Genomic DNA, 22,965 nt, shown 5'->3' on the forward strand with positions numbered 1-22,965 from the left:
CAGGCTAAGCGGTGGCATGACGCAGATCACGCTCCAAGCCGGTCCGGAACACCGCCGCTCAGCCGGTGACCTCGACGACGACCTTCCCGGTCGCGTGCCCGGACTCCACCGCCGCCATGGCCTCGGCCACCCGCCCCAGCGGCAGCACCGCGCTCACGCGCGGGCGCACCTTCCCGGCTGCGACGTGCCCGAGCAGGGCGCCGAGCGACTCGCGGGTCGGGTGGCGCTGGACCACCGTGCCGCCGAGCTCGCGGGCGGTGGCGGGATCCGCCGTCGTGACGATCGTGGCGGGGTCCTTGGCCAGCGGCGCGACGTCGCGCAGCGGCTGGCCGCCGACCAGGTCGACGACGGCGTCCACGCCGTCGGGGGCGAGCGCCCGCAGCCGGCCGGTCACGCTGGCGCCGGCGGGCGCGAACTCGGCGCCGAGCTCCTCGACGAGCGCCCGCTTGCCCTCGCTGGCCGTGCCGACGACCCGCAGCCCCAGGACGGCGGCGCCGAGCTGGACGGCGATGACCCCCACGCCGCCGCCCGCGCCGTTGACGAGCAGGGTCTGGTGAGGCGCGAGGGGGACCTGGTGGACGGCGTCGTAGGCGGTGGCCCCCGCCACCGGCAGCGCGGCGGCGTCGACGAAGGAGACCTGGGAGGGCTTCGGCACGACGTCGCCCACGCGGGCGATCGTGTGCTCGGCCAGGGCGCCCCAGCCGCGGGCCGGCACGCCGAGGACGGCGTCGCCCGCCGCCAGGCCCTCGACGTCCGGCCCCACGGCCTCGACGACGCCGGTGAACTCCAGGCCCATGGGCGCCGGCAGGGCGATCCGCGTGCCGAAGCGCCCCGAGCGGCGCTTCCAGTCCGCGGGGTTGACCCCGGCCGCCCGGACCGCGACGCGCACCTCCCCCGGGCCCGGCTCGGGCACCGGGCGGTCGAGGAAGGCCTGGGTCTCGGGGCCGCCGTAGTCGCGGAAGACGAACACCTGGGACATGGGCGCATCCTTGCGCACGGGCCGGGAGGGCACCCGGCGAACCGCGCCCGCCGGCCGACGTCGGCACACCCCGGACCGCACCCCGGACCGCGGCTACCGGCGGGACCGGCGCCCGGCCCCGGTCCGCGGCCGGTTAGGTTGGCGGCGGGCGTTCCGGACGCCGTCAGAGGTCCGGGAGGTCCGTCACGGGCGGCGAGAAGCGGAGGTTGGATGATCTGGGTCCTGCTCGTCGGGGCGATCGCCGCCGAGGTCGTGGCCACGAGCCTCCTGCCCCGGACCCAGGAGTTCCGCGCGCTCCGCCCCACCGCCGTCGTGCTCGCGCTGTACGGGGTGGCCTTCGTGCTGCTCTCCCGGGTGCTCCTCGAGCTCGAGGTCGGCGTCGCCTACGCGCTGTGGGCCGGGCTGGGCACCGCCGCGGTCGCCGTCGTCGGGATGCTGGTCCTCGGCGAGCGACGGTCGGCCGCCAAGCTCACCGGCCTGGCGCTCGTCATCGCCGGCGCGGTCCTGCTCAACCTCTCCGGCGGCCACTGATGGCCGGGTGGCTCTCCCTCGCCGGCGCCATCGTGGCGGAGATCCTCGCGACCACGCTCCTGGCCCGCAGCGACGGCTTCGCCCGCGCGGGCATCGGCGTGCTCGCCCTGGCCGGGTACGCCCTGGCCTTCTACCTGCTGACCCGGGCGCTGCGCACGGTGTCGCTGAGCGTGGCCTACGCCCTGTGGTCGGGCATCGGCACCGCCGTCGTCGCCACCATCGGGGTGCTCTTCCTCGGCGAGACCCTCACGCCCACCAAGGTCCTCGGCCTGCTCGCCGTCGTCGTGGGCGTGGTCATCCTCGAGCTCTCGGGGAGGGAACCGCGGAGCGAGGGCGCCGCGGCGCCGTGAGGGCGGCGCGCCTTCCCGGGGACCGTCGCCGGGGCCCGCGGTGGCCCGGCCATACCGCCCTTCCTCGATAGATACGGACGGTTCACTGCGGGTTTGCTGAGCCGTCGGCGACCCGTCGGAGGGACTCCACGCCGGGGTCGCCCCGCGGCCCACTCGGGTTCACCGCCGGCTGGGAGCGTCGGGTCCGATCGGCCGGGAGGGGCCGGCCGACATCCCGACAGGAGCCACGTGACCGTGAACCGCAACTTGTCCAGATCCCTGCTGCACCGCCGCACCGGCCTCGCCGCGACCGCCGTCGCGATCGCCGTCTCCGGCGCGACGCTCGTGCCCGCCGCCGCGACCGCCGCGCCCGGCGGCCCGCAGGCGGCGCCCTGGGCCGAGACCGCCTACCGCGGCGGCGTCCACGTCGTCGAGGGCACCGGCGAGGACCAGGACGTCCTCGACGGCACCGTCTTCGCCGACAAGAACCACAACTCCGTCCAGGACCAGAACGAGCAGGGTCTGGCCGGGGTGACCGTGTCCAACGGGCGCGACGTCACCACCACCGACAGCCACGGCCGCTACGAGCTGCCCGCCTTCGACAACATGACCGTCTTCGTCACCCAGCCGCGCGGCTACCAGGTGCCCGTCGACGAGGACAACGTCGCGCAGTTCTTCTACCACCACCTGCCCGAGGGCTCACCGGAGCTGCGCTACGGCGGCATCGAGCCCACCGGGCCGCTGCCGGACGAGGTCAACTTCCCCCTCGCCAAGAGCCAGCTCACCCAGTCCCCCGAGCAGCACTGCGTCATCGGCGGGGACATCCAGACCTACAACGAGCAGGAGGTCGAGTACGCCCGCGCCGGCGCCTTCGCCGATCTCGCCGCGCGCACCGACTACGCCGGCTGCGGCGTGACCTTCATCGGCGACGTCGTCGGCGACGACCTCTCCCTGTATCCGCAGACCCGCGAGCTGGCCGGCATGCTCAACGGCCCGGCCCGCTTCCTGCCGGGCAACCACGACCTCGACTTCGACGCGACCACCAGCGAGCACACCTTCGACACCTTCCGCGCCCAGCTCGGCCCGGAGTACTACTCCTACGGCACCGGCAAGGTGCACGTCGTCGCGCTGAACACGGTCGAGTACCGCGCCGGCACCGCCTACACCGGCGCGCTGGACGACCAGCAGCTGGAGTGGCTGCGCAACGACATCGCCCAGGTGCCCGAGGACCGGCTCATCGTGCTCGCCGCCCACATCCCGCTGCTCGACTACGCCGACCAGGGCGCCGCCCGCCACCAGGTGGCCCAGGTGCAGGAGATCTACGAGATCCTCGAGGGCCGCGAGGCCGTCGCCGTCGGCGGGCACACCCACAGCATCGAGAACCTCCGCGAGGGCGACAGCCTCGCGGGGTGGTCGCAGCTGTTCGGCGTGGAGGGCCTGCCCTTCACCCACATCACCTCCGGCGCCATCTCCGGGGACTGGTACTCCGGCCGCCTGCTCGACGGCGGCTACCCGACGGCGATCCAGCGCGACGGCGGCGTGCCCGGCGTCCTCACGCTCGACATCAAGAACACCACGTTCCAGGAGCGCTTCACCGTGCGCGGTGACGGCGCCCACCAGATGGCCCTCGGCCTGAACGCCCCGCGCTACCGCGAGTGGTACGCCGCGAACCTCGCCAACCGCGGGTCCGCGCCGGCCTTCGAGAACCCGCTCGCGGTCTCACGCGAGGACCTCGCCGGCGGCACCTGGCTGACGACCAACTTCTGGATGGGCTCGACCGGCTCCACCGTGCAGGTCACGCTCGACGGCGGCCAGACGGTCGAGACCGTGCGCACCCAGCAGCTGCAGGGCGAGGGCCAGCTCGTCGGGGCCGAGTGGTCCGACCCGGCCGCCGTCCAGGAGCAACTGGTCCACGGCGGCAGCGTCGCCGACCGCTCCATGCACCTGTGGCGCCTCGAGCTGCCCGCCGACCTCGCGGCCGGCGAGCACACCGCGGAGGTGACCGCGACCGACGTCCACGGCCGCGCCTTCACCGAGACCATCACCTTCGAGATCACCGAGTAACCGGGACGACGGCGAGGGGCGGGGCCTGCGGGCCCCGCCCCTTCGTCGTCCCGCGCCGAGTCGTCGACCGGGCGCCACCCCACGGTCGGCGATCCGTCCGATTTTGTTCATGTCGGGTTGGGACGGTGGGGCCGATCGGCCGGGAGGGGCCGGCCGACATGCGACAGGAGTCATCTGACCGTGAACCTCAACCCATCCAGATCCGTGCTGCACCGGCCCGCCGGGCTGGCCGCGACCGCGCTCGCGCTGGCCGTCTCCGGGGCGGTGCTGGTGCCCGCCGCCGCCACGGCCCAGCCCGGTGCCGACCCGGCGTCGTGGGCCGGGACCGCCTATCGCGGCGGCGTCCACGTCGTCGAGGGCGGCGACGAGACCCCGGACGTCATCGACGGCACCGTCTTCGTCGACGCCGACCAGGACTCCGTGCAGGACCCGACCGAGCGGGGCCTGGGCGGGGTGACCGTGTCCAACGGGCGCGACGTCACCACCACCGACAGCCAGGGCCGCTACGAGCTGCCGGCGTTCGACAACATGACCGTCTTCGTCACCCAGCCCCGGGGCTACCAGGTGCCGGTGGACGCCGACAACGTCGCGCAGTTCTTCTACCACCACCTGCCCGAGGGTTCTCCGGAGCTGCGCTACGGCGGCATCGAGCCCACCGGGCCGCTGCCGGACGAGGTGAACTTCCCGCTCGCCAAGAGCCAGCTCACCCAGTCCCCCGAGCAGCACTGCCTCATCGGTGCGGACGTGCAGACGTACAACCCGAAGGAGGTCGAGTACGCGCGCAACGGGGTCTTCGCCGACCTCGCCGCGCGCACCGACTACGCCGGCTGCGGCGCGCTGTTCGTCGGTGACGTCGTCGGCGACGACCTCTCCCTCTTCCCGCAGACCCGCGAGCTGACGGGGATGCTCAACGGGCCGGCCCGGTTCCTGCCGGGCAACCACGACCTCGACTTCGACTCCCCCCGGCGCGAGCACAACTTCGACACGTTCCGTGCCCAGCTCGGCCCGGACTACTACTCCTACGACTCGGGCAAGGCGCACGTCATCGCGCTCAACTCGATCGAGTACCCCACGAAGCCGCAGCCCAGGAAGAGCGACTACACCTACGGCCTCGGCGAGAAGCAGATGGAGTGGCTGCGCAACGACCTCGCGCAGGTGCCGGACAACCAGCTGATCGTCCTGGCCTCCCACAGCCCGCTGCTGGAGTTCTACTACTCCGACTCCCACCGGACCAAGCAGCTCGAGGAGATCTACGCGCTCCTCGAGGGCCGCGAGGTGGTGGCCGTGAGCGGGCACACCCACATGTCGGAGAACCTGCGCGAGGGCGACCTCATGGCCGGCTGGAAGGACATCGTCGGCGAGGAGGGGCTGCCGTTCACGCACCTGACCGTCGGCGCCGTCTCGGGTCAGTGGTACGCCGGGCGCGTGCTCGAGGGCGGCTACCCGACGGCGATCCAGCGCGACGGCACGCCCCCCGGCGTCCTGACCCTGGACATCAAGAACACCGAGGTCACCGAGCGCTACACCGTGACCGGCGGGGACGAGTCCGCACAGATGGCCCTGGGGCTGAACACCCCGACCTACCGCGCCTGGTACGCCGAGAACGTCACCAAGCCGCGCGGCACGGCCCCCGCCCTGGACGACGCCCTCACCGTCTCGCGCGAGGACCTGGCCGGCACCACCTGGCTGACCACCAACTTCTGGATGGGGTCGACCGGCTCCACCGTGCAGGTCGCCCTCGACGGCGGCGAGACCGTCGAGGCCGTGCGCACCCAGGAGCTGCGCGGCGAGCGGCCGCGGATCGGGGCCGAGTGGTCCGACCCGGTCGCCATCCAGGAGCAGTTCGTCCACGGCGGCGGGCTGGCCGACCGGACCATGCACCTGTGGCGCCTCGAGCTCCCCGCCGACCTTCCGGCCGGCGAGCACACCGCCGAGGTCAGCGCGACCGACGTCCACGGCCGCACCTTCACCGACACGCTCACCTTCGAGGTCGTCGAGTAACCCGCGCGCCCGGTGAGGCGTGCCGGACGGCGCCCCTCACCGCGGCGGCCCGACCCGTGCGGCACCCGGTCCACCGACCGGGTGCCGCACCCGTTCGTGGCGGTGTCTGTGGCGACACTCGTTCGTGGCGGTCTCTGTTGCGACGCGGGCGACGTTTCGGCAAGGTTCCGTCCCATGCACGCCAGTGAGGCCGCACGCCTCGCCGCCCTCCGCTCGCTGGGCGTCCTCGACACCCCCCGTGAGGAGCGCTTCGACCGCATGGTGCGGCTCGCCCGCCGCGTGTTCGACGTGCCCATGGCGGCCATCACCCTCATCGACGAGGACCGGCAGTGGCACAAGGCGAACGCGGGCTTCGACGGGTTCCGGGAGGGCCCGCGCCACGAGTCGTTCTGCACCCACACCGTCGAGCGGCCCGAGATCCTGGTCGTCCCCGACGCCACCCAGGACGCCCGCTTCGCCGGCAACCCGCACGTCGTCGGCGAGCCGCACGTCCGGTTCTACGCCGGCGAGCCGCTGCGGGCCCCGGGCGGCGAGCGGGTCGGCGCGCTCTGCCTCGTCGACACCCGGCCCCACGACCTGGGCGAGAGCGAGCGGGCCCTCCTGCGGGAGATGGCCGACTGGGTGGAGCGGGAGCTCGCCCACCAGCAGGAGATGGACCACGCCGTCGAGGTCCAGCGCCTCCTCCTGCCCGCCGCGCCGCCGCCCCTGAACGGGTACGAGCTGGCGGGCCGGTACCTGCCCGCGCGGCAGGTCGGCGGGGACTTCTACGACTGGTACCTGCTGGGCGACCAGCTGCAGATCGAGGTCGCGGACGTCATGGGCAAGGGTCTCGCCGCCGCGATCATCGCCTCCTCCGTCCGGGCGCTGCTGCGCGGCGGCGCCCGGTTCAACGAGCAGGGTTCGGCGGTCACGAAGGCCGCCGCGGCGCTCGACCCCGACCTGACCGGGACCTCCACGTTCGTCACCCTCTTCAGCGCCCGGCTCGACCCCGCCACGGGCGACCTCGCCTACGTCGACGCCGGGCACGGGCTGGCCGGCATCGCCGACGGCCGCGGCGGGTACCGGCGGCTCGAGCCCTCCGGGCCGCCGCTCGGCGTGCTGCCCGACCTCACCTACCCCGCCCACACCACCCGTCTCGCCCCCGGGGAGTCGCTGGTCGTCGTCAGCGACGGGTACCTGGACTTCTTCCCGGTGGTCGAGGAGGCGCTGCAGGTGGCGGCCGACGTCGTCGCCGCCTGCACCTCGGCCGAGGAGGTCGTCGCGAGCTTCGCCGACTACGCCGGCGAGCGGAGCCTGGCCGACGACGCGACCGTCCTCGTGCTGCACCGGGTGGGCCGGTGACCCGCCAGCTGCTCGTCCGCACCCTCGTCGTCCTCACCCTGACCACCGGCACCGTCTACGTCGGGTGGCGGTGGCTGTACTCGGTGAACTGGGAGAACTGGTGGATCGCCGTCCCGCTGGTGGTCGCCGAGACGTACGCCCTCGTCGACGCCTACCTCTTCGGCCTGACCGTCTGGCGGAGCAAGCGGCGCGGCGAGCCGCCCCGGCCCGACCCCGGCGCCACCGTGGACGTGCTGATCACCACGTACAACGAGCCGGTCGACCTGGTCGCCGCGACGGCCGCCGCCGCCCGGCGCATCACCCACCCGCACACCACGTGGATCCTCGACGACGGCGCGCGCCCGGAGATGGCCGCCGCCGCCGAGCGCCTCGGCGTCGGGTACATCACCCGCACCGAGGGCTGGACGAACCGCCCCCGGCACGCCAAGGCCGGCAACCTCAACAACGCCCTGTTCGCCACCGAGGGCGAGTTCCTCCTCATCCTCGACGCCGACCAGGTGCCCGACCCGCGCATCCTCGACCGCACCCTCGGCTACTTCACCGACCCGGACGTCGCCCTGGTGCAGACGCCGCAGTGGTTCACCAACGTCGAGGACGCCGACCCGCTCGGCAGCCAGGCGCCGCTGTTCTACGGGCCGATCCAGCAGGGCAAGGACGGCTGGAACGCGGCCTTCTTCTGCGGGTCCAACGCCGTGCTGCGCCGCGAGGCCCTCATGCAGCTCGGCGTGGTCGGCTACGTCCGCGAGGTCGAGGCCGGCGTGCGGGCCGCCCTGCGCGCCGCGGGCCGCATCCTGCGGCGCGCCGCCCGCACCGCCGACCGGTACGGCCCCGGCACGGTGGCCGCCGTCGAGGAGGTGCGCGCCGCCGTCGCCACCGCCTCCCGCCGGCTCGCCGACGGGGACGACCTGTCCTCGGTCACCTACGACTTCCGCCAAGCCGTCGACGCCGCCTCCCGCCGGCTCGTCGGCCAGGACTTCGCCGGCATCGAGGCCGACCTCGCGGCGATCGCCGCGCTGCCGGTCGCCGTCGACGACGAGCTCGGGGAGCTGGTGGTCAACGAGCGGGCCCTCGACCGGCTGGCCGACCGTGAGTTCTCGCCGCTGGGCGCGCTGGAGTCGGTGCGCGCCCTGGTCACGGCGGTGGACGTCGACCGGGGTGACGAGGCGCAGCCGATGATGCCGATGGCCACCGTGTCGGTCACCGAGGACATGGCCACCTGCATGCGGCTGCACGCCCTCGGCTGGTCGTCGGTGTACCACCACGAGATCCTGGCCCACGGCCTGGCCCCGGAGGACCTCGGCACGATGCTCACCCAGCGGCTGCGCTGGGCGCAGGGCACCATCCAGGTGATGCTGCGGGAGAACCCGCTGGTCCAGCGCGGCCTGTCGCTGGGGCAGCGCCTCATGTACTTCGCGACGATGTGGAGCTACCTGTCGGGGTTCGCCGCGGTGGTCTTCATGGTCGCGCCGGTGCTGTACCTGTGCTTCGGCGTCCTGCCGGTCAACGCCTACGGCATGGAGTTCCTCGAGCGCTTCGTGCCGTACATGGTGGTCAACCAGCTGCTCTTCGCCGCCGTCGGGTACGGGGTGAAGACCTGGCGCGGGCAGCAGTACAGCTTCGCCCTCTTCCCCATCTGGATCCGCGCCTGCTGGACCGCCGCCGCGAACGTCTTCTGGGGCCGGCCGCTGGGCTTCGCGGTCACGCCGAAGTCCCGCCAAGGCGGGGACGCCTTCCCGTGGCGGCTGGTCCTGCCCCAACTGCTCGCCTGCACCGCGCTCGTGATCGCGTGCGTGGTCGGCGTGGTCCGGCTGTGGACCGGCGCGGCGAGCAGCATCATCGGCACCGGCGTGAACGTCGCGTGGGTCGCCTACGACCTCGTGATCATGAGCGTGGTCTTCCGGGCCGCGCTCTACCGCCCCGCACCAGCCCACAACTAGGAGGCCTGATGGAGATCGACACGCAGCAGCGCGACGGGGTGGCCGTCGTGGCCTGCACCGGCAGGCTCAACATGGTCACCTCGCCGCACCTGCGCGGCGAGCTCCGCTCGACGGTCGAGGCGGGCACGAGCCGCGTCGTCGTCGACCTGAGCGAGACGAGCTTCATCGACTCCTCGGGCCTCGGCGCCCTCATCGGCGGCCTCAAGGAGGCGCGCCAGGCGGGCGGGGACCTGCGCATCGCGGGACCCGGCCAGCAGATCCTCACCGTCCTGCGGCTGACCAACCTCGACAAGGTGCTGCGCCCCTACCCCACCGTCGAGGAGGCCCTTCGTGGCTGGTGAGTACCTCCTCGAGGGACTCGCGGTCCCGGAGTCGCTCTCGGACCTGCACGACCTCCTCGAGCGCGTCGCCGCGGACCACCCCGACGTCGACCCCGGCGACCTCATGATGTTCGAGACCGCGGTCATCGAGGTCGCGGGCAACGTCGTCGAGCACGGCCGCCCGCACGGCAAGGTGCTCTACACCTTCCGGCTGCGGGTCCTGCCCGACCGGGTCGAGGCACGGCTGCGGGAGGCGAGCCAGGCGGTGGCCCCGGACGTCGTCGCGGCCGAGATGCCCGACCCGCTCGCCGAGGACGGCCGCGGCCTCGCGCTGTCCCGGGCGATGCTCGACGAGCTGCGCTACGAGCGGATCGGCGACGCGAACGTCTGGACGCTCGTCCGGCGGCTGGGCTGAGGCCGGCCCCCGCCCGCCGCCCGGCGGGGCGGGCTCACCCCCGGCGCCGCCCGGTCACCGCGTGGAGCGGGTCGCCGGGGGTCAGGCGGCGCGCGCCGGTCACCTCCAGCCCGGCCGCGGCGAGGTAGCCGGCCAGGTCCCGGGCCGTGGGCAGGGACATCTCGCCCTCCTGGGCGCGCAGCAGCAGGTCGAAGTGGCGGCTGAACGCGCTCGGCTCGGCGACGGTGGAGACCACCATGACCGTCCCGCCCGGGCGCACCAGGGCCGCGACGTCGTGGAGGAAGTCGGACCGCTCCGCCGCGGGCAGGTAGTAGACGACGTTGGCGAGCAGCGCGAGGTCCACCGGGCCGCCGAGCCGGGCGGGGTCGGCCAGCAGGCCGCGCACGTCCATGGCGAGCACCCGCCCCCGGTCGGCGAGGTCGGCCCGGGCGAGGCGCTCCTGGGCCATGCGGGCGGCGACGGCGTCGACCTCGACGCCGGTGCCCTCGGCCTCCGGGGCGGCGCGCAGGATGTGCTCGAGGTTGGTGCCGTCCCCGCAGCCGACGTCGAGCACCCGGGCCGGGCGCAGCCGCTCGACCTCGGCCGCGAGCGCGTCGTGGACCAGGGGCTCGAAGGCCCGCGACAGGCGGGCGATGACGTCCCCGTGCCGGGCGATGTCCGAGCGAGCCGGGCCGCCGCGCAGCTGGACCGGCAGGTCGCGGTACAGGCCGGTGTGGTAGCCGCTGAACCCCTCGTAGGCGGCGCGGACGACGTCGTCGGCGAGCACGGCCCGGCCCCGGCGGGTCAGCCGGTGCCCGGCCGGACCGCTGCGCACGAGCCGCCCCGCCTCGAGCGCCTCGAGGAACGCCTCGAGCAGCCGGACGTCGGTGACCGCGAGGGTGTCGGCCAGCGCCGCCGTCGTGCGCGGCTCGACCAAGGCGTCGAGCACCCCGGACTCCAGCGCGGCGCCGACGGTGGCCACGCGGATCGCCGCCTGGCCGTCGCGCAGGCTGCGCAGCCGCTCGGGCAGGCTGCCGGCGAGGGCCAGCTTGACGGCGCTGCGTGGTCTCATGCCCCTCACGCTCCCGTGGTGGATGGGCCGGTTGTGCCCGGGGCACCAGGGTGGCGGGTGGACGGCGTCCGGTCCAGCCCGGGGCGGGGCGGGCGGCCGCCGGGCCAGGCGTGGGCCGCCAGGCCCTGGCGCCGGCCGACGGTGGCCGCCATGCTGGCACCACCGGACCATGGGGGTCCGGCAGCACGGGAGGTCACGGTGGACAGGAAGCGGATCACGTGGGCGGAGCTCAGCGGCGGGCAGCGGGCGGCCCTGGTGGCGCTCGGTGCGGTCGAGGTGGCGCTGGCGGCGGCGGCGTGGACGGACCTGGCCCGGCGCCCGGCCGATGCGGTCAACGGCCGCAAGTCCCTGTGGGCCGCGGCGATCGCGGTGAACATCGTCGGGCCGCTGTCCTACTTCAAGTGGGGCCGGCGCACCGCGCAGTAGCGGGTGCCTGAGATGGGCGCGGCCGTCGAGGTCCGCGGCCTGCGCGTGGTCCGCGGCCGCACGACGGCGCTCGCCGGCGTCGACCTGGACGTCGCCGCCGGCACGGTGACCGGGCTGCTCGGCCCCTCCGGCTCGGGCAAGACCACGCTCATGCGCTGCGTGCTCGGCGTCCAGCGGGTCGCCGCCGGGCGCGTGACGGTGCTGGGCCGGCCGGCCGGGAGCCGGGAGCTGCGCCGGCGGATCGGGTACGTCACCCAGGCGCCGAGCGTCTACCCCGACCTCACGGCCGAGGAGAACCTGCGCTACTTCGCGCGCGTCCTCGGCGTGGACCGCCGCGCCCGCGGGGTGACGACGGTGGCGGAGGCGCTCGACGTCGTCGGCCTCGCCGCGCAGCGCCGCCAGCTCGTCGGGACCCTCTCGGGCGGGCAGCTGTCCCGGGTCTCCCTCGCCGCCGCCCTGCTCGGCTCCCCCGAGCTGCTCGTGCTCGACGAGCCCACCGTGGGCCTGGACCCGGTGCTGCGCGAGTCGCTGTGGGCGACCTTCCGGGAGATCGCCGGAACGGGCACGACCCTGCTCGTCTCCTCCCACGTCATGGACGAGGCGGCGCGCTGCGACGAGCTGGTCCTGCTCCGGGCGGGCCACATCCTGGCCCGCACCACCTTGCCCGAGCTGCTCCGGCGCACCGGCGAGCGCGACGGCGAGCGCGCCTTCCTCCGCCTCGTGCGGGACGCCGCCCCGGTCCGGGAGCTGCCGTGATCGCCACCGCCCACCGGGTGCTGCTCCAGCTGCGCCACGACCCGCGCACCGTCGGGATGATCCTCGTCGTCCCCTGCGTGCTCCTGACCCTGCTGTGGTGGATCTACGACGAGGGCGGCCCCATCTTCCAGCGGATCGGCCCGGCGCTGCTGGCGCTGTTCCCGGTCATCATCATGTTCCTCATCACCTCCATCACCACGCTGCGCGAGCGGCGCTCGGGCACGCTGGAGCGCCTGCTCACCCTGCCGCTGGGCAAGGTGCCCTTCCTGCTCGGCTACGCCCTCGCCTTCGCCGTCGTCGCCGTGGTCCAGGCGCTGGTGGCCTGCGCGCTGATGCTCGGGCCCCTCGGCCTGGAGGTCGCCGGGCCGTGGGGGGCGCTGGTCCTGGTCGCGGTGCTCGACTCGCTCCTCGCCGTCGCGCTGGGGCTGTTCGTCTCCGCGTTCGCCAGCTCGGAGTTCCAGGCGGTGCAGTTCATGCCCGCGATCGTGCTGCCGCAGCTCCTGCTGTGCGGGCTGCTCGTGCCCCGCGCGCAGCTGCCGCCGGTGCTCGAGTACGTCTCGGACGTGCTGCCTCTGTCCTACGCCGTGGACGCGATGAACGAGGTGTCCGGGCAGGCGAGCCCGGACCTGGCGCTGCCGGTGGCGGTGCTGGCGGGGTTCATCGTCGCGGTCCTCCTGCTCGGCGCCGCCACCTTGCGTCGACGCACCCCCTGAGGCGGGACCTTCGGCTCTCGTCGGAGGCGGTCGCTTCGGCGATCCTGCTGGTGTGACCACCGGAGGTCCACCATGTCCGACATCGGTTCCCACCCCTATCCCGACCCTCTCGGCGACGAGGCCGAGCTGCGCCGTCTGGCCCTCAAGCGTCTGAAGGCCAAGCGCGACCTCAAGGCGCACGTCCTCGCCTACGTCGCCGTCAACGCCTTCCTCGTCGTGCTCTGGTACATGACGTCGGGCGGCTTCTTCTGGCCCATCTTCCCGATCCTCGGCTGGGGCATCGGCCTCGCCTTCCACGTCATGGACGTCGTCTCGCCCGAGCCCGGACCCGCCGAGGTCGCGGCCGAGATGGAACGGCTGCGCCGGCCGAGCGGGGTGTAGCGGAACTGCTCGCGGCACGCCGGCCGGCGTCAGGCCGGGCCGGCAGCAGGCACGGCAGCAGGCACGGCAGCAGGCCCGCAGCAGGTCGGCCGACGAAAGGCCGTCGCGGGCGCTCGACCTGCGGTTCTAGGCTCGATGCATGGCCACACGCAGCCACGCCGAGCAGGTCGGCGAGGAGCGGCTCCTCGCCGCCACCGGGCGCACCCGCGAGGGGTGGTACGCGCTGCTCGACGAGGCGGGGGCGCGCGAGTGGGACCACACCCACATCGCCCGCTGGCTCGGCGGCGAGCACGACGTGGACGCCTGGTGGGCGCAGGGCGTGACGGTGGGCTACGAGCAGTCGCGCGGGCTGCGCGCGCCGGGCCAGCGCCCCGACGGGACCTACGAGACCACCGTGACGAAGACGCTGCGGGCGACGCTCGCCCAGGCCTGGCCCTACCTCGCCGACGACGACCTGCGCAGCGAGTGGCTCGACGTCGACTGGCCCGTCATGGGGCTGACCGCGCCGCGGACGGCACGGTTCCGCGGCGACGACGACTCGCGGGTCCTCCTCGCCCTCTCCGAGCTGCCGCCCGCCCGGGACGGCCGGCCCCGCACCCGCGTGGCCGCCGCCCACACCCGGCTGCGCGACGCCGACGAGGTCGCCGAGACGCGGAAGTTCTGGAAGGACAGCCTGCAGGCCCTCGCCGGGCTGGTCGAGCAGGAGTGACCGCCAGTATTCGGGACGGCACCTGCCTGAATGCTGAGACCCGATGCCTGAGGTCCTGACGGACGTCATACCAAACCTTTACCGTGGTCGCATGGAGGTCACGATCACCACGCCGCGCGGCGTCCGGCTGGCCGGGACCTTCGAGCCCGGGCCTGGGCCGCGCGCGGTGCTCTTCGCGCACGGGTTCCTCTCCGACCGCCACTCCTCGCTGCGCTTCGACATCCTCGCCTCCGCCTACCGCACGGCCGGCTACGCCACCTTGCAGTTCGACTTCTCCGGCTGCGGGGCCAGCGACGAGGACGTCGTGACCGTCACCAACGAGATCGAGGACCTGCGCTCCGCCTCCGCCTGGCTGAGCGAGCAGGGCTACCCGGTCCAGGCGGTCCACGCCCACTCCTTCGGCTCGCTCGCCGCGCTGCGCGGCCAGCCCGCCGACGTCGTCGCCATGGTGGTGACCGGCGCGCTGACCGGGCCGCTGAACTACCCGTGGGAGCAGATCTTCTCCCCCGGCCAGCTCGACGAGCTCGAGACGCACGGCGTGACCCGCGTGCCCGACGACAACGAGGCCTCCACCCGGGAGTACTCGGTGATCTCCCGCGAGACCCTCGCCGACTACTCCCTCATCGACCAGCACGAGCTGCTGGGGAAGGTGCGCGTGCCCGTGCTCTTCCTCTACGGCGAGGCGGACGAGGAGACCGACCTCGTGGCGATGGCCCGCGAGGGCCTCCGGCTCGTGCCCACCCCCGCCCGCCTGCAGATCGTCACCGGCGCCCAGCACGGCATGAAGGACCGCCTCGACGTCGTCGCCGAGCTGGCGCTGGCCTGGTTCGCCGAGCACCTGCCCAGCGACACCTGAGCGCCGCTACGGCGTGACGGTCAGCTCCGAGCGGATGCCGTTGCCGACCATGCCCGGCTTGCACGCCACCTCGTAGGTGCCGGCGGCCAGGTCGACGGCGACGTTGGCGCCCGTGCCGGGACCGATGTTCTCCTTCTCGGTGACCACCTTGTCGCCCGCGTAGACGTAGACTTCGGTGACCTCCTTGCCCGAGTTGGTGATCGCGAACGTGGTCCGGCCGGCCGGGACCGTGGCGGTGGAGAGCTTGCAGGCGGAGTCGGAGGCCGTCACCTGGATCGTGCCCGCGGCGGACGACGCCGCGCCGGTGGCCCCCTGGTCGGAGGAGCAGGCCCCCAGGGCCAGGAGCGGCAGCGCCGCCAGGACCGGCAGCAGACGACGAATGGGCACGTGGTCTCCTCGAAAGGGTCGGGCGGGGCCGGCGCGGGGCGGCTGCGGCCCGCGCGGACGGGTCAGGCCACCGCCGGGGTGGGCGACGCGGCGCTCACCCGCGGCCGGGCGGGGCGGAAGAACTGCACCATCATGACCGTCACGTACGTCAGCCAGGCGACGGCCTGCAGGACGGTCGTCTGCGGCGAGAAGTTCAGGGTGCCCTTGAGCACCGTGCCGTACCAGCTGGTCGGGGGCACCTGGGCGCTGACGTCGAAGGCCAAGGTGGTCAGGCCCGGCAGCACGCCGGCCTCCTGCAGGTCGTGCACGCCGTAGGCCAGCACCCCGGCGGCGACGACGATGAGGGCCGCGCCGGTCCAGGTGAAGAACTTGCTCAGGTTGACCCGCAGCAGGCCGCGGTAGATGAGGTAGCCGAGCACGACGGCGAGGGCCAGGCCGATCGCCGCGCCGGTGACCGGCGCCCCGCCCTGCCCGGTGGCCTGGATGGCCGCCCAGAGGAAAAGCGCGGTCTCCAGCCCCTCCCGGGCGACGGCGAGGAAGGCGGTGAGCACGACGGCGCCGGCCCCCATGGCCAGCGCGCCCGCCATCCGGTGGTCGAGCTCGCGCTTGAGCCCGCGGGCCGCCCGGCGCATCCAGAAGATCATCCAGGTCACGAAGCCGACGGCGACGATCGAGAGCGTGCCGCCGAAGATCTCCTGCTGCTCGAACGTCATGTTCCGGGACGTGAACTGCAGCAGGGCGCCGAACGCCAGGCTCAGCGCGACGGCGGCCACGACGCCCGTCGCGACGAGCGGGAGGCGGTCGCGCCGGCCCGTGCGCACCAGATAGGCGACGAGGATGCCGACGACGAGCGAGGCCTCCAGGCCCTCGCGCAGGCCGATGAGCAGGTTGGCGATCACGGACGTTCCTTCGTGACGGGGTACGAGCGAAGGTAAGGCTAGCCTTACCCCGGAAACGCGTCTAGACCCAGAACTGGCGGGATATCAACACTTCGTGGGCCGAAACTGCCGCCGGCCCACGCCTGCCGCGGAGGCGGAACGACCCTGCCGGTCGCGTCGCGGTCATCGCGCGTGGCTCACGAGGACGGCCGTCTCCACGCGGTCCGCTCGTCCCGAGATGCGCGTCGGCCGCGCCACCCCCACACTGGACTCAGTTTGACCGAAATGGCTGGCTCCACGGCGCAGGGGGGCGTGGAGCCGGCCGTCGGCGTTCCGGGGCAGACGACGGGGCCGCCTACCGGCGGCGCCGCCGGGGGTAGAGCACCGTGAACCGCTCGAGCACGACGGGCGTGTCCGCGGTGAGCTCCTTGCCGTACGCGCCGAGCACCTGCCGGAGGTAGGTCTCGTGCACCCGGCGCCAGTGCTCGAGGGTGCGGTCGCCCTCGCCCTCCGCGGCGGCGTGGTCGGCGGGCACCTGGTCGAAGGGCACGACCTCGACGGCCGTGGTGCGCGCCAGCACGTGGGGCTCGCCCGCGCCGTCGCAGATGATCGACAGGTCCCCGGGGCGCGGCAGCTCCTCCCCTTCCGCCTCCCACTCCCAGCGGGCGCTCGACGTCGCGGTCTTGACGCCGGCCAGGACGAGCGCGAGGAGCTCGTCCGCCTCCTCGGCGTTCGTGCCGAAGGACCAGGCCGGCGGGGTCAGCGCGGCCACCTCGTTCTCGCCGACGACGACGTCGAGCCGGGTGAACCCGGCGACCTTGCGGGCCTGGGCCCAGAACCGCTCGACGGCCTCGTCCTCCGGCGGGGTGGTGTCCATGCGCCGAGTCTGTCAGGTCGCCGGGCCGGCGCCGCCGTCCGCGCGCTCGTCGAGGAACGCGACGAGGTCGGCGAGGGTCTGGCCCGAGATCCCGTGGCCCAGGCCCGGGTAGACCCGGCGGGTGAGCGTGGCGTGGGCGGGCAGCCACCGCTCGGCGCGCTCGACGAGGAACGGCGCGATGACCTGGTCCGCCGCGCCGCGGGCCCAGAACACCGGCGGGCGCCGCTCGGCGAGGACGGCGTCGCCGTCGAGCTCGCCGGGTGCGACGAACCCCGAGAGGTTGACGACGAACGCGGCCCCCTCGGGGTCCTGGCGCAGCACCTGGGTGGCGATCGCCCCGCCCTGGGAGAACCCGCCCAGGGCCACCGACGAGAAGCTCTCGCCGAGGCCGCTCAGCCAGGCGCGCACGGCCCGGGCGGCGGCGTTGGCGCCGTCCTCCCGCAGCCGGTCGGTGACGGCGCTCTGCTCGTGCCCCCGGGCGCCGGCCAGCTCCCCGTCGAGGGAGAACCACTCGTGCCCGAACTGGTTGGTCCCGGGTGCGCGCAGCGAGGCGACGACGTACGTCGGCGGCAGGTGCGGGGCCAGCGCGAACAGGTCGCGCTCGTTGGAGCCGTAGCCGTGCAGCAGCACGAGCAGCGGGCGGCCGGCGCGGTCCGCCGGCGGCGCGGACCAGAGGACGACGTCGGGATCGATGACGGGCACGGGCATGGACGCTCCTGGTCAGGGGTGGGCCGCGGGGGCCCGGGAAGGACGGGCCGCGCGGTGGCCGGGGACGGGACGACGGGCCGCGGCGCGACCCTCGGGGCAACCCGCCGCCGCTCCCCCGCATTCCGGCCGCCCGAGTGGCACGGCGCGCCGCGGTGCGATCCCATGCCGGGAGGGCACACGAACGGAGGACGTCATCGTGGGACGACTGACCACCGCGCTGGGCCGGGGGCTGATCGCCGGCGCCGCGGGGACCACGGCGCTGAACGCCGCGACCTACCTCGACATGGTCCTGCGCGGCCGGCCGGCGAGCAGCACGCCGGAGAGCACCGTCGACCGGGCCGCGGACCTGCTCGACGTCGACATCCCGGGCGACGACGCCCAGCGCGACGCGCGCCGGACCGCGCTCGGCTCGCTGCTGGGCTCGGCGGCCGGGGTCGGGGCCGGCGCCGTGCTCGGCGCGGTGCGGGCCACCGGCCACCCCCGCGGCGCGGCGGGGACGCTCGCGCTGTCGTGGGTGCTCGCCATGATCGCCGGGAACGGCCCCATGACGGCCCTCGGCGTCACCGACCCGCGCACCTGGGCGGCCAAGGACTGGGCCGCCGACGTCGTCCCCCACCTCGCCTTCGCCGCGGCGGCGACGGCCACCCTGCGGTCGTGGCCGAGCGAGGCGTAGGCCGGCGCCGCGCGGGCGCCGGCCGCCGTGCGTGACGTCGTCCGTTTCGCTGTGAGCGGTGCGGTGGGGCGGGGCCCGGGGCGCATCGGTGAGAATGGGACATCGTGAGCGGCGACCAGGACGAGCGGACGACGACGGCGGCGGGAGCGCCGTCGGGCGAGCGCACCCCCCGGCGCCGGCGCGGGCGCGGCGGCGAGCGCGGCCGGGAGCGGCGGGGACCGGGCGACGGGCGCCACGGCTTCCGCCCGTTCACCCCCGACCAGCTGCGCGCCCGCCAGGCCGCCCTGCCGCGGATCACCTACCCCGAGCAGCTGCCCGTCTCCGCCCGGCGCGAGGAGATCGCCGCGGCGATCCGCGACCACCAGGTGGTCATCGTCGCGGGCGAGACCGGCTCGGGGAAGACCACGCAGATCCCGAAGATCTGCCTCGAGCTCGGCCGCGGGATCACCGGGACCATCGGGCACACCCAGCCGCGGCGGATCGCCGCGCGCACGGTCGCCGAGCGCATCGCCGAGGAGCTCGGCGTCGAGCTCGGCGGGGCGGTGGGCTACCAGGTGCGCTTCACCGACGAGGTCTCGGCGACCACCCTGGTCAAGCTCATGACCGACGGCATCCTGCTCGCCGAGATCCAGCGCGACCCGCTGCTGCGCCGCTACGACACGATCATCGTCGACGAGGCCCACGAGCGGTCCCTCAACATCGACTTCATCCTCGGCTACCTCGCCAACCTGCTGCCCCGCCGCCCCGACCTCAAGGTCGTCATCACCTCGGCGACCATCGACTCCGAGCGATTCGCCGCCCACTTCGGCACCCACGAGGGCGGCCGGCCCGACGGCGAGCTGCTCGAGCCGGCGCCCGTCGTCGAGGTCTCCGGACGCACCTACCCCGTCGAGATCCGCTACCGCCCCCTGGTCCCGGACGCCGACGACGACGCCGAGCAGGACGACGACGGCGAGCGCGCCGCGGGCCGGCACGGCCGCGGCGACAGGCAGGCCCCCCGCGAGGAGCCGCTGGACCAGGTCACCGGCATCGTCCAGGCCGCCGCCGAGCTCATGGCCGAGGGGCCCGGCGACATCCTCGTCTTCCTCTCCGGGGAGCGGGAGATCCGCGACGCCCACGTGGCCCTGCAGGAGCACCTCGGCCCGCGCTACGTCGCCCCCGGCGGCCGGTCGGCGGTGCCCGGCGCGGTCGAGATCGTCCCGCTCTACGCGCGGCTGTCCTCCGCCGAGCAGCACCGGGTCTTCGAGCCGCACGCCACCCGCCGGATCGTGCTGGCCACCAACGTCGCCGAGACGTCGCTGACCGTCCCGGGCATCCGCTACGTCATCGACCCGGGCACCGCGCGCATCTCGCGCTACTCCACCCGCACCAAGGTCCAGCGCCTGCCCATCGAGCCGATCTCCCAGGCCAGCGCCAACCAGCGCTCCGGGCGGTGCGGGCGCGTGGCCGACGGCATCGCCATCCGCCTGTACAACGAGCAGGACTTCGCCGCCCGCCCGGAGTTCACCGAGCCGGAGATCCTGCGCACCTCCCTCGCCGCGGTCATCCTCCAGATGGCGGCGCTGGGGCTCGGCGACGTCGCCCGCTTCCCGTTCGTCGACCCGCCCGACACCCGCGCGGTGCGCGACGGCGTCCAGCAGCTGCACGAGATCGGCGCCCTGGACGTCCACGCCGCCGGCGCCGACCGGCTCACCCCGATCGGCCGCCAGCTCGCCCGCCTGCCGATCGACCCGCGCCTGGGCCGGATGCTGCTCGAGGCGGAGAAGAACGGCTGCGCCGCCGAGGCGATGATCATCGTCGCCGCCCTGTCCGTGCAGGACGTGCGCGAGCGCCCCAGCGAGCACCAGCAGGCCGCCGACGAGAAGCACCGCCGCTTCACCGACCCCACCTCGGACTTCCTCGCCTACCTCAACCTCTGGCGCTACCTGCGCACCCAGCAGCGCGACCTGTCCGGCTCGGCGTTCCGCCGGATGTGCCGGGCCGAGTTCCTCAACTACCTGCGGGTGCGCGAGTGGCAGGACGTCGTCGCCCAGCTGCGCCAGCTCGCCAAGCCGCTCGGGCTGAGCCTGCGCCCGCTGGCCCTGCCGCACGAGACCGAGATCGCCGCCACCGCCGAGGCGACTCCGGACGGGCGGCCGGACCCCGCCCGGGCGGTGGTCGCCGTCGGCCGCTCCGCCGACGCCGCCGGCGCCGACGCCGTCCACCGCTCCCTGCTCGTCGGTCTGCTGTCCAACCTCGGCTCCTGGGACGAGCGGCGCCGGGAGTACGCCGGCGCGCGCGGCACCCGGTTCGTCGTCTGGCCCGGCTCGGGGCTGGCGAAGAAGACCCCGGCGTGGGTCATGGCCGCCGAGCTGGTGGAGACCTCCCGGCTGTTCGCCCGCACGGTGGCGCGGATCCAGCCCGAGTGGGTCGAGCCGCTGGCGGCTCACCTGGTCAAGCGCACGTACTCCGAGCCGTACTGGTCGGCCAAGCACGGCGCGGCGATGATCAAGGAGAAGGTGCTGCTCTACGGCATGACGCTGGTCGCCGACCGGCCGGTGCTGCTCGGGCGGCTGGGCGAGACCCCCATCGGCGACGTGACCGCGGCCGAGCTGGCCCGCGAGATGTTCATCCGCCACGCCCTGGTGGGCGGGGAGTGGCGCACCCACCACCAGTTCTACGCCCGCAACCGCGAGCTGCTCGCCGAGGCCGGGCAGTACGAGGCCCGCGCCCGCCGCCGCGACCTGGTCATCGACGAGGACGGGCTGTTCGCGTTCTACGACGAGCGCCTGCCCGACGCGATCGTCTCGGCCCGGCACTTCGACGCCTGGTGGAAGCAGGCCCGCCGGGACGACCCGGAGCTGCTCACCTTCACCCTCGACCTGCTCGTGCCCGAGGCCGGCGCGGTCAGCGGCGCGGACTTCCCCGACACCTGGCACCAGGGCGACCTCACCCTGCCGCTGACCTACCAGTTCCAGCCGGGCAGCTACGCCGACGGCGTGACGGTGCACGTGCCGGTCGCCGTGCTCTCCCGGCTGCGCCCCGACGGCTTCGACTGGATGGTCCCCGGCCTGGCGCACGAGCTGGCGACGGCGACGATCAAGGCCCTGCCCAAGAAGGTCCGGGTCCAGCTCGTGCCGGCCCCGGACGTGGCCCGCCAGGTCGTCGAGCTGCTCCCGCCCTGGGCGGAGGTGGCCCCCGCCCCGCCGGGTGCGCCGTCCTACCACGAGGCCTTCGCCGCGGCGGTGCGCCGGCTGCGCGGGGTGGAGATCCCCGAGGACGCCTGGGACGACGAGAAGCTGCCCGACCACCTGCGGATGACCTTCCGGGTGCTCTCCGAGCGCGGCGCCGTGCTCTCGGAGGGCAAGCACCTGGTGGCGCTGCAGCGCGAGCTCGCCCCGCAGGCCCAGCAGGCGGTGCGCGCGGCCGTGCGCGGCGCCGTCCGGGTGGCCATGGAGGAGGCCCAGGCCCGCGGCGGTGGCGCGGCCTCGAGCACGACTGGGGCCGGTGGGGCGACCGGCGGCGGGACGGTCGCCTCGGGAGCCGCTGCTGCCCCAGGTGGGGCGGGCGCGGGGGCGGTCCTCCCGATGCTGCCCGAGCAGGACGACCTGACCACCTGGCCCGAGGTCCCCGACGGGGTCATCCCGCGCCAGGTGGAGTCCACCGGCGCGCAGGGCCTGGTCGTGCGCGGCTACCCCGCGCTGGTCGAGGTGCCCGGCCCGCGCGGGGCGGCGCCCACGGTGTCCCTGCGGGTGCTCGCCGACGCGAGCAGCCAGGCCGGCGCGCACCGGCTCGGCCTGCGCCGGCTGGTGCTGACCGAGACCGCGCTGAACACCCCGCGGGTCACCAGCCGGTGGACCGGCAAGGAGGCGCTGACCCTGGCGGCCAGCCCGTACCCGGCCACCGAGGCCCTGGTGGCCGACGTCCAGCTCGCCGCGGTCGGGGCGCTGGTGGACGAGTGGACCGCGGCGCACGGCGGGCACCAGGTGGTCGACGCCGACCGGTACCGCGAGCTCGTCGCGCACGTGCGCGCCGCCCTCGAGGACCGGGTGTACCGGGTCATCGGGCAGGTCGTCACCACCCTGGACGCGCACCGCGAGCTCGAGGCGACGATCAAGTCGGCCTCGTCGATCGCCCTGCTCAACACGCTCACCGACGTGCGCGACCAGGTGGCCCGGCTCGTCCACCCCGGGTTCGTCTCCGCCACCCCGCCCGGGCAGCTGGTGCACCTGCCGCGCTACCTCAAGGCGGCGCAGCGGCGCATCGAGCGGGCGCAGGTCAACGTCCACCAGGACGCCGACCTGGCGTGGAAGGTCGGCGAGCTCGAGGACGCCTACGACGCGGCGGTCGAGGCCTCCGACCGGCTCGCCCCGGACCCGGCCCGGCGGGACCGGCTCGAGCAGGTGCGCTGGATGCTCGAGGAGCTGCGGGTCAGCTTCTTCGCGCAGCAGCTCGGCACGCCGATCAAGGTCTCGGAGAAGCGGATCCGCAAGGCCCTCGCCGAGCTCTGACACCCCCGCCCTCCGGCGAGACGTCATCCCTGAAGGAGCGTGGTGAGTCAAGGGGGTTGGTGACCGGCGGTCTGGTCCCCTTCGCGTAGTTGAGGGTGCGTCGGGCATGAGGCGTCGGGGTCAAGGCTCGCGCGGAGCGCGAC

At 74.5% G+C, this 22,965-nt stretch carries 22 protein-coding genes; 16 read left to right on the forward strand and 6 right to left on the reverse strand.

Translation table 11 applies throughout. The features are described from left to right. Positions 1 to 58: 58 nt before the first annotated feature. Entirely contained in the window at positions 59 to 979 is a 921-nt protein-coding gene (locus GD970_RS16175; RefSeq protein WP_152203937.1) for an NADP-dependent oxidoreductase, read from the reverse strand. Between the two features lie 210 nt (positions 980 to 1,189). Here GD970_RS16175 and GD970_RS16180 point away from each other — a divergent pair, with 210 nt between their 5' ends. The 8 genes from GD970_RS16180 (at position 1,190) to GD970_RS16215 (ending at position 9,917) form a co-directional block, all read left to right on the forward strand. Further along, entirely contained in the window at positions 1,190 to 1,510 is a 321-nt protein-coding gene (locus tag GD970_RS16180; RefSeq protein ID WP_152203938.1) for a DMT family transporter, read from the forward strand. Beyond that, on the forward strand, positions 1,510 to 1,860 hold the full coding sequence (locus GD970_RS16185) for a DMT family transporter (protein WP_152203939.1): 351 nt from the start codon (positions 1,510 to 1,512) through the stop codon (positions 1,858 to 1,860). The genes GD970_RS16180 and GD970_RS16185 overlap by 1 nt, the downstream gene beginning before the upstream one ends. A 228-nt stretch (positions 1,861 to 2,088) precedes the next feature. After that, positions 2,089 to 3,903, forward strand: a complete 1,815-nt coding sequence (locus GD970_RS16190; RefSeq protein WP_249043195.1) for a calcineurin-like phosphoesterase C-terminal domain-containing protein — start codon at positions 2,089 to 2,091, stop codon at positions 3,901 to 3,903. A 180-nt stretch (positions 3,904 to 4,083) separates the two neighbouring features. After that, positions 4,084 to 5,904, forward strand: a complete 1,821-nt coding sequence (locus GD970_RS16195) for a calcineurin-like phosphoesterase C-terminal domain-containing protein (protein WP_211489743.1) — start codon at positions 4,084 to 4,086, stop codon at positions 5,902 to 5,904. 174 nt (positions 5,905 to 6,078) lie between these two features. After that, entirely contained in the window at positions 6,079 to 7,245 is a 1,167-nt protein-coding gene (locus tag GD970_RS16200; RefSeq protein ID WP_152203940.1) for a PP2C family protein-serine/threonine phosphatase, read from the forward strand. Then, positions 7,242 to 9,182: a glycosyltransferase gene (locus GD970_RS16205; protein ID WP_152203941.1), complete on the forward strand. Its 1,941-nt coding sequence runs from the start codon at positions 7,242 to 7,244 to the stop codon at positions 9,180 to 9,182. Before GD970_RS16200 ends, GD970_RS16205 begins: the two co-directional genes overlap by 4 nt. A gap of 8 nt (positions 9,183 to 9,190) precedes the next feature. Further along, on the forward strand, positions 9,191 to 9,523 hold the full coding sequence (locus tag GD970_RS16210) for an STAS domain-containing protein (protein WP_152203942.1): 333 nt from the start codon (positions 9,191 to 9,193) through the stop codon (positions 9,521 to 9,523). Continuing rightward, positions 9,513 to 9,917 (forward strand): ATP-binding protein, encoded by a 405-nt coding sequence (locus GD970_RS16215; protein ID WP_152203943.1) that lies wholly within the window; start codon positions 9,513 to 9,515, stop codon positions 9,915 to 9,917. Before GD970_RS16210 ends, GD970_RS16215 begins: the two co-directional genes overlap by 11 nt. A 34-nt stretch (positions 9,918 to 9,951) precedes the next feature. Here the strand turns inward: GD970_RS16215 and GD970_RS16220 are convergent, their stop codons facing one another. Beyond that, positions 9,952 to 10,968 (reverse strand): class I SAM-dependent methyltransferase, encoded by a 1,017-nt coding sequence (locus GD970_RS16220; RefSeq protein WP_152203944.1) that lies wholly within the window; start codon positions 10,966 to 10,968, stop codon positions 9,952 to 9,954. Positions 10,969 to 11,166: 198 nt separating this feature from the next. Between GD970_RS16220 and GD970_RS16225 the strand changes: the two genes are divergently transcribed. The 6 genes from GD970_RS16225 (at position 11,167) to GD970_RS16250 (ending at position 14,809) form a co-directional block, all read left to right on the forward strand. Continuing rightward, positions 11,167 to 11,394, forward strand: a complete 228-nt coding sequence (locus GD970_RS16225) for a PLDc N-terminal domain-containing protein (protein ID WP_226925401.1) — start codon at positions 11,167 to 11,169, stop codon at positions 11,392 to 11,394. Between the two features lie 12 nt (positions 11,395 to 11,406). Next, positions 11,407 to 12,150 (forward strand): ABC transporter ATP-binding protein, encoded by a 744-nt coding sequence (locus GD970_RS16230; protein WP_152203945.1) that lies wholly within the window; start codon positions 11,407 to 11,409, stop codon positions 12,148 to 12,150. After that, entirely contained in the window at positions 12,147 to 12,863 is a 717-nt protein-coding gene (locus tag GD970_RS16235) for an ABC transporter permease (protein WP_152203946.1), read from the forward strand. The genes GD970_RS16230 and GD970_RS16235 overlap by 4 nt, the downstream gene beginning before the upstream one ends. Before the next feature lie 72 nt (positions 12,864 to 12,935). Then, entirely contained in the window at positions 12,936 to 13,244 is a 309-nt protein-coding gene (locus GD970_RS16240) for a 2TM domain-containing protein (RefSeq protein ID WP_152203947.1), read from the forward strand. A 139-nt stretch (positions 13,245 to 13,383) separates the two neighbouring features. Beyond that, entirely contained in the window at positions 13,384 to 13,953 is a 570-nt protein-coding gene (locus tag GD970_RS16245) for a hypothetical protein (RefSeq protein WP_152203948.1), read from the forward strand. Between the two features lie 91 nt (positions 13,954 to 14,044). Further along, positions 14,045 to 14,809, forward strand: coding sequence for an alpha/beta hydrolase family protein (locus tag GD970_RS16250; protein ID WP_152203949.1), 765 nt, complete (start codon positions 14,045 to 14,047; stop codon positions 14,807 to 14,809). 6 nt (positions 14,810 to 14,815) lie between these two features. Here GD970_RS16250 and GD970_RS16255 read toward each other — a convergent pair whose 3' ends face one another. The 4 genes from GD970_RS16255 to GD970_RS16270 form a co-directional block, all read right to left on the reverse strand. Further along, on the reverse strand, positions 14,816 to 15,196 hold the full coding sequence (locus tag GD970_RS16255; RefSeq protein WP_152203950.1) for a cupredoxin domain-containing protein: 381 nt from the start codon (positions 15,194 to 15,196) through the stop codon (positions 14,816 to 14,818). A 62-nt stretch (positions 15,197 to 15,258) separates the two neighbouring features. Beyond that, positions 15,259 to 16,095 carry an iron uptake transporter permease EfeU gene (efeU, locus tag GD970_RS16260; RefSeq protein ID WP_152203951.1) on the reverse strand — a complete coding sequence of 279 codons (837 nt, stop codon included), beginning with the start codon at positions 16,093 to 16,095 and terminating at the stop codon, positions 15,259 to 15,261. 334 nt (positions 16,096 to 16,429) lie between these two features. Then, positions 16,430 to 16,951 (reverse strand): ASCH domain-containing protein, encoded by a 522-nt coding sequence (locus tag GD970_RS16265; protein WP_152203952.1) that lies wholly within the window; start codon positions 16,949 to 16,951, stop codon positions 16,430 to 16,432. Between the two features lie 12 nt (positions 16,952 to 16,963). Further along, complete coding sequence (locus GD970_RS16270) at positions 16,964 to 17,659, reverse strand: alpha/beta hydrolase (RefSeq protein ID WP_152203953.1); 696 nt, start codon at positions 17,657 to 17,659, stop codon at positions 16,964 to 16,966. A gap of 196 nt (positions 17,660 to 17,855) precedes the next feature. Here GD970_RS16270 and GD970_RS16275 point away from each other — a divergent pair, with 196 nt between their 5' ends. After that, complete coding sequence (locus GD970_RS16275; RefSeq protein ID WP_226925402.1) at positions 17,856 to 18,332, forward strand: hypothetical protein; 477 nt, start codon at positions 17,856 to 17,858, stop codon at positions 18,330 to 18,332. A gap of 104 nt (positions 18,333 to 18,436) precedes the next feature. Continuing rightward, on the forward strand, positions 18,437 to 22,822 hold the full coding sequence (hrpA, locus tag GD970_RS16280; protein ID WP_152203954.1) for an ATP-dependent RNA helicase HrpA: 4,386 nt from the start codon (positions 18,437 to 18,439) through the stop codon (positions 22,820 to 22,822). Positions 22,823 to 22,965: the final 143 nt, after the last annotated feature.

It is taken from the genome of Georgenia thermotolerans (assembly GCF_009193185.1).
Taxonomy (GTDB): Bacteria; Actinomycetota; Actinomycetes; order Actinomycetales; family Actinomycetaceae; genus Georgenia; species Georgenia thermotolerans.